The sequence below is a fragment of the Aerococcus sp. L_32 genome, assembly GCF_050689315.1.
On record NZ_JBOEQF010000648.1, the window covers coordinates 1 to 986 of the forward strand.

The 986-nt window shown below is 37.2% G+C and carries 2 protein-coding genes; one reads left to right on the forward strand and one right to left on the reverse strand.

Going from position 1 to position 986, the window contains the following annotated elements; all coding sequences use genetic code 11:
- The coding region (locus tag ACRCJ0_RS15430) for a helix-turn-helix domain-containing protein (protein ID WP_431391072.1) at positions 1-366 on the forward strand (366 nt) is incomplete at its 5' end.
- A gap of 65 nt (positions 367-431) precedes the next feature.
- On the opposite strand, the gene ACRCJ0_RS15435 is transcribed toward ACRCJ0_RS15430, so the two are convergent.
- On the reverse strand, positions 432-986 hold a 555-nt coding region (locus ACRCJ0_RS15435; protein ID WP_431391073.1), incomplete at its 5' end, for a nitroreductase family protein.

Below are 986 nucleotides of genomic sequence, written 5' to 3' on the forward strand. Positions count from 1 at the left end.
ATTGAAGAATTTCCAAACCAGGAAGCGCAGGAAAGTCATAACAACCACAAGAAGTATATGAAGCAAGCTTTGAAGATTATTCATAGTCAATATGATACCCCCCTACAAGTTACCACAATAGCTGAAAAATTAAATTTGAACCGCAGTTATCTTTATAAGATATTTAAGGAAGAAACAGGACAGTCAATAAAAGATTATATATTAATGGTCAAAATGAAGAAAAGTTGTGATTTGTTAATCAATTCCTCCTTGACCATTTCTCAAATTGCTAGTTCCGTGGGTTTTACTGATCCTTTAGCATTTAGTAAGGCATTTAAGAAAACTTATCAGGTTAGTCCCCTTCAATTCCGTAAAATCAATGAATGAACACAAAAAAGGATCACTTACCATGAGGTAAATGATCCTTTTTGTTAACGTCTAATATGACGTGATTATTTTAAGATAACTTGTTCTTCAGCAGCGATAACTTCTTTTTCTGCAGCTGGTGCTTCAATAGAACCGAATGGCATTTCAGCAACTAATTCCCAAGCTTCAGGTAAATCTAACAATTCACGGATAGCACGATCAAATCCTTGCTCGTAGCCAATGTTGAAATGTTGTAAGTTTGCACCTAAACCTAATTCAGTTAATGCTAACCAAGCTGTTAATTGCGCATTTGCTGATTCGTGATTTTTGTAAACTGAACGACGTTCTGGGTTACCAGGGATACCTGCTTCAACAGCGTCACGGTCTTCGAAGAATAAGATTGTACCAACTGCTTCACGCGCACCATCCATGATTGGTGTCATGTAGTTTAATGTACCTGCGTCTAATACTTCTGTTTGTACACCTTTAATCAAGTCCCAAAGTTGTTGGTTTTTTTCACCAGAAACGACAACAACACGTACACCTTGTGAGTTAAATGCACTTGGTACAGTTGGAATCACTTCGTTTAAAGCAGCAGTTACATCTGAAGCAGTCACATCAGTGTTAGCACCGATAGCGTA